The 10746-nt window shown below is 57.2% G+C and carries 6 protein-coding genes; all 6 read right to left on the reverse strand.

Features of this window, described 5'->3' with window-relative positions:
- Window positions 1-3: 3 nt before the first annotated feature.
- The 6 genes from mobF to OK412_RS22220 all read right to left on the reverse strand — a co-directional run bounded on the left by mobF (window position 4) and on the right by OK412_RS22220 (window position 10733).
- A complete protein-coding gene (mobF, locus tag OK412_RS22195; protein ID WP_264353575.1) occupies window positions 4-5637 on the reverse strand; it encodes a MobF family relaxase in 5634 nt (1877 codons plus the stop codon).
- Window positions 5634-8165, reverse strand: a complete 2532-nt coding sequence (gene traD / locus OK412_RS22200) for a type IV conjugative transfer system coupling protein TraD (RefSeq protein ID WP_264353576.1) — start codon at window positions 8163-8165, stop codon at window positions 5634-5636. Before traD ends, mobF begins: the two co-directional genes overlap by 4 nt.
- Before the next feature lie 101 nt (window positions 8166-8266).
- Window positions 8267-8626, reverse strand: a complete 360-nt coding sequence (locus tag OK412_RS22205) for a hypothetical protein (RefSeq protein ID WP_033781228.1) — start codon at window positions 8624-8626, stop codon at window positions 8267-8269.
- Window positions 8627-8970: 344 nt separating this feature from the next.
- Entirely contained in the window at window positions 8971-9222 is a 252-nt protein-coding gene (locus OK412_RS22210) for a hypothetical protein (RefSeq protein WP_061704453.1), read from the reverse strand.
- A gap of 79 nt (window positions 9223-9301) precedes the next feature.
- Window positions 9302-10033 (reverse strand): complement resistance protein TraT, encoded by a 732-nt coding sequence (traT, locus tag OK412_RS22215; RefSeq protein WP_061704454.1) that lies wholly within the window; start codon window positions 10031-10033, stop codon window positions 9302-9304.
- Between the two features lie 130 nt (window positions 10034-10163).
- Window positions 10164-10733, reverse strand: a complete 570-nt coding sequence (locus tag OK412_RS22220; RefSeq protein ID WP_137230252.1) for a hypothetical protein — start codon at window positions 10731-10733, stop codon at window positions 10164-10166.
- Between the last annotated feature and the right edge of the window lie 13 nt (window positions 10734-10746).

The following is a 10746-nucleotide window of genomic DNA, read 5'->3' on the forward strand; positions in this document are numbered from 1 at the left end:
TTTTTAACGTTCTTTCTGAATGTTCCTGGAGGGTGCATGTGACAGTTCGGGTGGCATTCGTTCCGGAGCATCATGCTGAACCGGCCTGCTGAGACCTGCCGCAATCTCTCTTTCCGTCCGGGCGGCGGCTGACAGCTCAGTAGCCAGTTCTGTATCGCCCTTGCCCGAATGTACTGGCTGCTCCCGGCTCTCCTCCGGCATCCTGATAATTTCCGGAGAATCCTGCCGGGTATCTTCCAGAACCCGGCCGGCAAGTTTCGCCTCGTCCGTTACAGACCTGACATCTGGAATCTCAGGTTTCTCACTGTCTGTCTTCTCCTGTGGAGCAGCCCGACTGAGGTCTGTGGCAAGCTTTTCCTCTCCTGCCACATCTGCCCGACTGTCACTGGCCATAATATGCGCCTCCGGTACGACAGGAACGTCAGGCTGATGACTGTCTCTCCTGACAAGGTCTCTGACAGCTGCGTCACCAATGTCGGCAGGTACCGCTGTTGACACCGTATCTTCCGGAACGGGCGGTGTGTTCTGCACACTATTAACGGCTGCTCTTACCACCGTTTCAGCTACGGGCTCCAGGCCCCCTGAAATCTTTAGCAGCTGTTGTGACGGCGAGTCGTTTCCGGTTTTAAGCAGAATGCCGGACGTGGGATGCTTTCTCGCCGTGCTGAGCGCCTCGTCCAGTGTGTTCACCACCAGAGTTTCACCGTTCCGGCTTTTCTGCAAAAGCGCCGCCTGTCCGCCGGTAGTGATAATCCGCCTTTCGGTACCCCGACTTACTTCACCACTGCCGGGACGAAGCGGCACCATCGTCAGGCCCGCCGCTTTACCGTTACCGTCGTACACCGGCAGGGCCAGATGAGGCTCAGGGAATTTTCGCGTCGGTGGGATAATACGGGCAGTAACCGGGCTGCCGCTCAGGCCGTTTGACCGCAGAAACGCGCGACCGATGGCCGTTTTTGACGCGGCCTGCCCCATCGCCCAGATTTGCCTGGCCTGAACGCGCTCCGGCTCCGGCATCAGCGCGTCATGCGCCGTGGACGGCTCGTTTTTTCTGCCCCCGAGCGTCTTTGTCCAGCCATCTCTGTCATCGGTAATTATCTGAACGTGGTCCTTTGCACGCGAGACGTTGATATAAAACGCCCGTGCGCCACTCATTTGCTTGCGGGCACCCTCAACGCCTTCGAGCGCAAGTGAGTACCGGGCGCTGGCGCCCTGTGCGCCATAGCCGGTGACAGCCCAGCTGTAGTCCACGTGTCGATCTGCAATCGTAGTCGCCGGATCGATGACTTTAACCCCACTGCCGTTACGCAGGACAATTTCACCCGTGTCACGCAGTTCCTCTACGCGATACTGTTCGTGTGCAGCGTGACCGGCCTGCTTCTGTGTTTTACTCAGGCGGACGCTGTCACCCGTGCGTAGTTCAATTGCACGGGTTTCAAAAACCTCGATTTCGGTAGCGTTAAGTTCCTGTGGGGACCAGAAGTGCGTGCGCCCTGCTTCATCCTTCAGGATGACGTTGCCATTGTCCTGATCAACGCCAGTAACGTGCAGATACCGCTGATTTGCCATAACCACCTGCCCGGCTTCCCAGTCGTCAATACGGTTAAAATCGTGCCGCCCGCCATTAATACGGTCCAGGACAGGGACGATGCGATGCGCCTCGCCCAGCTCTTTTGTTATCACCATCGCCTCATGAATACCCTCATTGATGGCTTTGCGGTCTGCGTGCAGCTGTACCATGATCATGGTCTGCTCCCTTGCCTCATCAGTGCGGCTCATAAAGTCAGCCACGATAGTAGAGACCGGGTCTGCTGACTGCACAATTGATCCAGAGGGAAGCACTGTACCCGGCCGCCGGGGGACGACGTCCGGAGAAACTTTTTCAATATTTCTGAGCGCGCCCGCGAAATCATTGCCGATGATGCTGTACACCGCAGACTTCAGGTCCGTATCGCGCTGGCGCACGATTTCTTTCATCACCGCCACGTCAATCGGGCTCCGCTCCTGCATCAGCTGGAACGGCGCACCGCTCTCTGGCGACTGCAGCTGCGCGACGTCACCTACTGGTACGGCGCGGCCGTTGCCGGCAGCGATCGCGCGATACGCTGCAGCGGTATCCTGGTTCCCAATCATGGAGGACTCATCGATAAGGAACAGCATATTGTCATAGCGGACGTCCTCACCGGCCGCGCTACGCATCTGCCAGTCCAGCACAAACGACTTTAGCGTCTGCGCATCAATGCCCGTGCCCGCCATCTCTTTGACCGCCCGGTGAGTCGGCCCCAGGCCCACAATGACCGGGCGCGCGTCAGCCGGTAGGGTATCGATTGCCGCCTTTACCGCATTGAACTGGGTGGTTTTACCGACACCCGCATACCCCTGCACGGCCGTAAAGCGGTCCGGACTCTGCAGAATAAGTGAGGTAGCCTCTTTCTGGCCCTGAGTCAGGCCTGAAAGCAGAACCGGATCTACCTGTGACATCAGCGGCACCTGCGTGTTTTTACCCCGTTCGATTTCACCGAGAATGGCTTTTTCCATCTCCCACGTGGAGCGCGCAACGAAGTGAGGCCCGGAACCGGTCTGCACCTCAATGAGATCGCCTTCCTTAACCTGCCGGCCAATTTCAGTTTCAATGAGCTTCAGATTGCCGCTGAACGTCAGCGCCTCCTCCAGCAGCTTCGTCCACGAGAAAGCAACGTCCCGCATCTGCGCCACGCTTCGCGTCACGGCTTTACGGGCATCAGAGAGCAGCTGCCTGTTAAGCGTGTCCACGGCCTCGCTGGCATCCTCTTTTCCGCTGGCCTGCCGGACCAGTGATAACGGCGAGCGCGTTGATCGCATGCGTCCCAGTTTCTCTTCCGCCCGGCTCAGGTCCTCTCCCGTGAAAATCTCCGCCTCATGGCCTGACTGCGCCAGCGAATTAATCATGTTCGCCGACAGGTCCTGCGCACCCAGGCTTGCCAGCACCGTACCATGGTCATTGTCCCGGCTGCCGGGCGCACTTACATAGCCATAACTTACATATAGCGGCCCGGACGCATCCAGCTGCAGCGGCTTTTTCTGCCCTTCGCGCTGCACGACGAGCGTTCCGTTTTCAATGGCCGTGACCGTGAGGCGGTCGCGCGCCTTCAGGCCCGCATTTTTATCGCCGGCGAGTGCAAACAACTGCTCCCCGGCAGCAACCTCTACCGCACTCTGCTTAAACAGCCGCCAGTCACCTGAGAGCGAACTGAGCTTTATCCGTGACAGCTCACCGTCCCCGTCAACCACGGACAGCATACGGGTCTCATCATGCACACGGTCGATGACGTAGTGACGCGTCTCGTTTTTCTCCGACCTGTCTTCCAGCACCATACCGGCGCGGTAGGTCTGAGGGAGACGGCGCTCTTTGGCCGTCATAAATACCGGCGTACGCGCCACGATACTGACCTGCTCCTGCCCCAGTCTGCCGGCATTCTGCAGCGCATTCCTGATAACACCGGTCAGCTGAGCCTGTTCACGCGGGCCTGTTACAACAGCCGTAACTGGCCCATCCGCGGGGTCCATTCCGGCGTAACGCTCTGCCAATGCCTGATAGCGGTCGCGCTTGTCCTGAATACTGGTTACGCGGACCTCTATTCCGTCAGGTGATGTGTTAAGGCTCTGACGTTTTACGCCTGCCGCGGTCAGTACGGACAGTGCGTTCGCATTTGACTGCCGCCCGGCGCTGTCCAGAAAGAGCAGCTGCGCATTCTGCAACTGCGCCTCACCGGTAAGTACCAGCATTTCTTTCAGGCTGAGTTTTTCCGCACTTTCCACGATGACCGTACTCTGTGGCGTCAGGCTGAAGGTGCCATCGAGCATCCGGCTGCGGTGGAGAAGCCGGTCTTTGAGCTCAGGTGATTTGGCAAAGCTGAGTGCGCGCTCGGCGGAGCTTGTCAGCACGCTGACCTCGCGCCCCTGTTCGCGTGACATTGTCACCAGTTCCTCCGTGACTTCACGCAGACGCCCGACAGATGCGGGTGCGTTGATGATAATGGCAGGCTCCCGGGCAACATGCTCAAGATGGCCGGGGGTCGGGCTGCAGGTGAGGCTGAAATTTACCACCCTGTTATCTTTCAGGATATCCGCTGCCAGTGACTGTACCGACAACTCATCCAGCAGGTGGATGTGCGAGGTAAATACGCCTTTATCGCCGTCAAGAGGCACGAGCAGGTTGTCACGAATTGCCTGGTCCAGCGCTTTGCGCAGGTCCGGAATGCTGTTCTGCAGTTCACCGGCGTTATGAGCGGTCAGCAGTAGATCCCCATAGGTAAATCGCGTTTTACTGTCGCTCAGTACAGAAATAGCGGTGCGGACAGCCTCCATCGCCTGCACGGGCGTTTCCTGCGCTTCGCCGGCTTCAGGCCGTGACTTTTCACGTTCGCGGGCCTCATTCATGACGCCCTGAATATCAAAGCCGGTATCCTCCATCTGTCGCTGCCAGCGCGCCTGAAGCCGTGCGCGGCCATCGGCGGTTTCGGGCTTCGCGATCGGCACATCTTTCATCTGATCTGACGGCGCTGAGGGTTCCTTATCCGCAGTTGCAGGGGCTTTTCCGGTGTCAGCCACCACATGTTCCGGCACGGGCTCAGTCTGCTCGAGCACAGGGGATGGTCCGGGCCGGACAATCGGCACATTTTTATCCTGTGCTGAAGGCGTTGCCGGTTCTTTATCCGCTGTTGCAGCCGCTTTTCCCGTTGTAGCGACCACGTGTTCCGGCACCGGCGCAGCCGGCACGGATACGGCGGAGGGTTCTGTCCGGGTACGTACCGGTACGGTTTCGTCTTCGCCATAGCGGCTGATATCCTGCTTGCGCTGGCGGGTATCAAGTGCGGCCACGTCGCGGCTTTTCAGCGAGGCATCCTCGCCGGCGCGCGCGTGGATTTCCCGGTGACGTGAGGAAAATTCTTCCAGCACATCTTCCGTAAAGCCCTTTATTTCCCACAAATCGTGACGGCCGCCGGTGGGGAGGGTTTCATAACCCATCGCCTCAGCCTTGCCCTTCAGCACGTTGCGGTAGATTTTGCCGTACGTAATCTGGTTGCGGTACGCCGTCTCGATGAAGCCGGCACCGTGAATGGTGTCGGTGGCCAGCGCCTTCCACTTGCCGTCCAGCTCCGTAACGTTAGCCATCACCGCGTGGGTATGGATCTGCGGATCGAGGTTGCGCGAAGTGTCGTGCGTGAACAGCGCGGCGACCATTTTACCGCTGGTAACGATGCGCGTGACGCCCTCCTTCGTGTCACGGGCACTTACCGTCTGCTCCATGACAGCCAGCGTCTCTTTTACCGCTTCATGGTGCGCCTCCAGCAGGCGTTTGTCGCCGCCGGCAAGGATCAGCATTGAGACGCTTTTAGGTGCTGAAAAGGTAAAATCATATCCAGGCCGGTGCACGTGCGCGCCCTGCATTTCCTTACCCAGCGTCACGCCATTGGGCAGATTGCCATGCAGAATGCCCGTGAACGTATCAAGGTCAACCGGCCCCTCAAGGCCGAGCTCGCGCGCGCCCTCGCCCAGCCACTGCGTGGGCATATCGTCCAGAAAATAGTAGTTATCCTTGCTGCTGTAGTAGCCGGCAGCATCGGCGGCCGAAGCCACCGGAGCAACGGTCATCATCGTTCATACCCTCCCGGGTCCAGGCTGTCACTCATCTCCTGATACGCCTCGTAGTCGTCGCGGTGTCGCAGGATGTTCTTTTCGTCGTCGGCCATGCGCGCATTGGCATCCCCATACTTTTTGGCTTCTGCTTCCTCGCGCTTTTCCTGATCCGTTTTTCGCGGGCTGATGTGCCGGACAATGAGGCGCCCGCCGTCATCTTTTTCCATTTGCACGTTTAGCTCTGGAGCCTCCCCGCCCGATGTGTCGCTGTCGGTTTCAGTCGTGCCTGCCGTATTGCCGGTCTGCAGCCTCCGGATTCGGTCCAGCGGAGAAAGCCTCGGGGCGGTATCAGGCTGTGGAATTACTGGTGCCGATGGGCCCGGCGTTGTCTCTGTTGTTTGGTCCGATGTGGCTTGCCTGGCAGGCAGCGGCCTGACCTGAGACGCACTCAAGGGTTCAACCGTGGCGCGGCGAGCGAACGGATGGACGTTAGAGGTGGTCAACATTTCGCTGGCAGAAGCGGGGGTTTCTTCTGTCGCTTGCACTTGAGTGGAAACTTCGACGGCAGGATCAGCTTTGCATTCAGCTGACGCTGCTGATCCCTCTGTGAGGTTTTGAGGTATCACTGGGGCTACAGTCGGCGAGGCAGCTGCAGATTCAGGCACAGCAGTGACGGTGGTGTGGCCACCGTCTTCAAGTATTTCTTCGCCGGTCGGAAACGAAATGTTCGCCGCGCGGGCGCTGCGTTCGTTGCTCTCAATGATGCGCTCGAGTTCCGGACTCAGCCGGTCGCGGAATTCGCGCTCAATCAGCGCGGGGTGGTATTTTTTCTGTTTGCGGTATTTCAGGTTCAGCTTCACCACGGGGTATTCGCCCGGCAGGCGGACATAGAACTGCAGGTTAGGCATCTTCATTATTTGGTCGTAGTCCACGATGGGCTCGTTGACCTTGTCCTTACTGATGGAGATGCCGTCGCGCACCTGGTCAAGGCCGTAGCTATTCTGTTCGCGCGCCTCGCGCCGGCGCTGATGACCCAGCTCCTCCTCCACGATTTTTGCCACCTCAGCGCTCGGTGAGCGGCCGTAGGCCCGGGTGTTCAGCAGGTCAAAAATGGCTTTGGCCATCTCGCGGCCGTAAATGTGGATAAGCTGCGGCATGTTCTGAATGCCCAGCACGAAACAGCCACCGAACTTGCGGGCCTCGGCCAGCGTTTCGTTGAACTCCGGTATCTTCTGCAGGCTGGCAATTTCATCACCGATGAACCACACGCGCCTGTCGCTGTTCTCGCCCATGCTCTGCAGCAGCAGAGTTGCCAGCGACAGCCACATCGATATCAGGGGGCGCACAGCCTTGCGATGGCGGGCCGTGGTGGAGATAAACAGCCAGCTGCTGTCATACTGTGCATCGGTCATCCACTCGCGGATGCTGAACTCCGGCTTACCCTCCTTATCCAGCCCCTGCAGGTAGCGCAGCGATTTGGCGTAGTTGGTCAGCACCGATCGGATAGAGATGGCTGTTTTCTCGATTTTCTCCTCAACCAGGTTGGCGGACGGGGTGTTTTTGAGAAACTCGCGCAGGCTTTTCAGGTCGATGGAGAGGCAGGTCTTCAGGAACGTTTCGATGCTGCGATCAGGACGGGACGCGAACTGCATGGCCGTATCGCTGAAGATGGTGCGCGATGAGGACACCCAGAACGGGTCAGAGTCGCCCTCGACCGGCATCAGCGCGGCCGTCATATTCTCGTAGTCCACCACGTCCTGCGCTTCGCGCCACAGCACCCAGTTCTCACAGCGCCTGTCGTGCGCGTTCAGAATTTTGTCCACGCGCTCGTCGTAGTGGGTCTCAATAAAAGTACCGCCGGAATCGTAAACAATCGCCCGGTCGCCGCGCCGGCGGATATAGTCCAGCAGCCAGCGGATGAGCGTGGACTTGCCCACGCCGATGGTGCCGTGAATGAGATAGTTCATGACCTCGGCGTTCTTCACCATGTTCAGGCCACCAATCTGCAGATCGGACTTCTCACCGGCCTTTTTCAGCAGCCGGTTAACCTCTTGAAGCTGATCGGTAAGGGTCATGCCAGAGATAAACTCGTCCTCACTCTCTTTTTTACCGATGCGACCCACGTACCAGGCGATGAGGCACCAGAGCAGGCTGGCGGTGATACCACAGGCGCTGGCGATAAAGCGCAGGTTCGCCAGAAACTGGCGGCCCATGTCCTGCATCCACGGATTGGCCAGCAGCTGCGCCGGCGTCAGCTTTATCGTGCACAGCTGCGCACCCTCATCGCAGTGCCAGAAAATGTCCCACGTGGCTTCGGCCGCGCGCGGGGACAGGCCCAGCAGTGAGTGACTGGGCCACGCAGCCCAGTACCAGAAACCGTTGCGCAGCACGTCGTCGGGAGTCGTCAGCCAGAACAGCACACCGGTGGCCACCACGAACAGCAGCAGCATCCAGTGGAAAATCCAGTTGCTGACCTGCACAAACATGCGCAGCCGGTAGGCCGTCATCTGGCCGCCCTGCGTCAGGTATTTGGGTGTAAAACTCATGGGGAACTCCGGAAAGCACGCAGGCGCAGCCCGCCCGGAAAAATCGGGCAGGCTGACGGCAGAAAGAAAAGTGGCTGAAAGGGCCGCTCAGGCCCCGGAAATTATTTCAGCGTAACGGACGCGGGAGTGCGGATAAGCCCCGTACGGCGCAGCAGCCAGACGCCAGCCATGACGGGAATAGCACAGGTGAAGATAAACAGATTCCAGCAGGCCAGCGTGAGTGCGGAGAGCACGCAGCCGGCCGTCAGTACCAGCAAAACCAGCAGCAGCGTGATAATCCCCGGGGGCATCATGTCGCCCTGCACCATACGGGTGGCGAGATCCCAGGCAAACAGATGGCTGTGTGACATGATAGTTTTTACGATATCCGGGCCGAACTGCCACAGTACGATGGCGCTCCAGGCGAAAAACAGGGTTAACCAGATAATAAAGGTGCGTGCCGCACCGCTGAGAGTGAGCATAGGAATTTCCTTCTGAAAGATAAGAACGGAGAGTCAGTACGGATACAGCGCAATCCCGGACGTGCGCCACCCGCGCAGAAACCTGCCAATGAAGCATGCGGGGGAGATATCCGGAAAATCAGAGCCACGCTTCCGCTACCCTGTGTATCAGGGAGACGCGTGGAAATATGAGGTCCCGTAAGGGAGGAGGGCAGCACCCGTGGTGTTGATGCTGCCCCGGTGTCAGCCGCCCGGGGGCGCAGACGGGGGTCGGCAGGCGCCCCGTTGTCAGGAGAGATTTCTTATTTCCCCTTAAGGCGCATGCCGCCGGTTTTGCAACCGGTCATTATTTAATACCAGGAATTTCAGCGGCCTGCAAGTATCCAGATAAGGCGTAAGATATTCCAGAGCGCCAGTGCAATGGTTATTCCGCAGGATGCTATCGACAAAACATAAAGAAGCACGGCTGCGACGACAAACCGGAAGAAACCATCAGAATTAACCGCAACTGATGTGCCGCTGTATTCATGCATTGCGCTGATAAACCGCCCCGGGAGCCAGTTCTCTGTAACCTTCGCTAACAACAGTGTGCAGATGCCACCGAGCAGTGTGATCATTACATGTGCTGGCAGCCAGGCTGCAACATCCTCGATTCGTCTTCGCACTGTTCGCTCCCGTGATCAGTGACTTTATCCGTTACATGATGCCTGCAACGGATTTGGCCAGCTGCGCTTCAAGCACCGGCTTTGCCTCTTCGAACTTCAGGTTTACTTTGTTGGCATTTGAGACAACGCGGGTCTGGTACTTCATACGATTGCCCTCTTCGCTGCTGGTCTGCAGCTTGATGCCCGAGGAGCCCTGACGCAGTGCTGCTACGTTGTCAGTTGTCACTGACGCCTTGCTGCGCTCAGAAATTTGCAGATCGGTCACCATCGTATAGTTTGTGTCTTCAACCAGAGCATCCGCCGCCATTCCGGCAAGGCCCGCCGCCAGACCTACCCCAAGGATTGCCCCGCCGGATGTGCTGTTATAGGCAGTAATGCCTGCACCCAGCGCGGCGCCGGTAGCGGCACCTTCATATCCGGTCGACAGAAATCCCTGTGCCTGACGTAAGTCCATCTTTTCTGCCTTCAGGACATTGGCCTGAATCCAGTAGTAGGCAGAGTCAGGATTTGAAGTCACGGTGTAGCCTTTGGCCCGCAGGTCCTGTGCCAGCATCGGCTCCAGATCGCTCATGTCCTTGTCAGATGTGTTACGCACCTGCAGGTACACGGTTTTCTGGCTGGAAGGCTCCAGCCACACTGTCTGGCTCATCTGCGTTTTGACGTCGAGATTGCGTTTTTTGATGGCAGTGCTCATGGCACTACAGCCGGAAAGCATCAGAGAGGCAGCAGCAATCGCTGCCACGAAGGCATTGCGGTTTTTCATTGACGTATCCTTGTTAAACGGAAAAAACGGGACTGGCGCGCCCCGGGGCACGCTGTATTAATAAGGGGGTTATTAAGAAAACCCCTTCCGTCAGAGTGCCGGAAGGGGTATCGGCAGACGCCGTGAGAACTTAAATCTTTTTGATAAGATTGCTGATTTTCTCAAGAGCCAGACCGGCTCCGAGTCGGTTAATTTCAGCGGATACTAATATGCTTGTAATCACAAACAACATTAATAATAAAGCTGGAACTGCTAAGGCAAACCAAACAGAAACCCCGGAAAGTAAGCTACTCAAAATCATTAGTGAACAAAAAATTATGACCGATTTTCTTACTATCTTGCCGATATGACTAATTATCAACGACTCATTTCTAAGGTTTGATGGTAAAGATAGGTAGGTGAGTTGGTTGTTATATGTCATAAGAAAAACAAACAATCCTATACCTGCAGTAATGGCCACTAAGTACCAACCTTCTGAAGCAAAAAAGTTCAAAAAGCCTGCAATAGATGCATCATCTTTATAATAAGAAACATAAAAGATAATGGTACTTAAGACGCTTAACACAGCAGCAAAAAGTGGCAATATTGAACTTCTTTTCGACAAGGAAGCCGCCGAAGGAATTTCTCTATGATTAGCCCCTAAGCAGCCCATCAAAAGATCGACGTCCGCTTCAACTTGTGCTGCAGTTAAGTTTGCCATCTGCGTTCTCCCT

The sequence above is a fragment of the Pantoea sp. JV6 genome (assembly GCF_025910055.1).
Classification (GTDB): Bacteria; Pseudomonadota; Gammaproteobacteria; order Enterobacterales; family Enterobacteriaceae; genus Pantoea; species Pantoea agglomerans.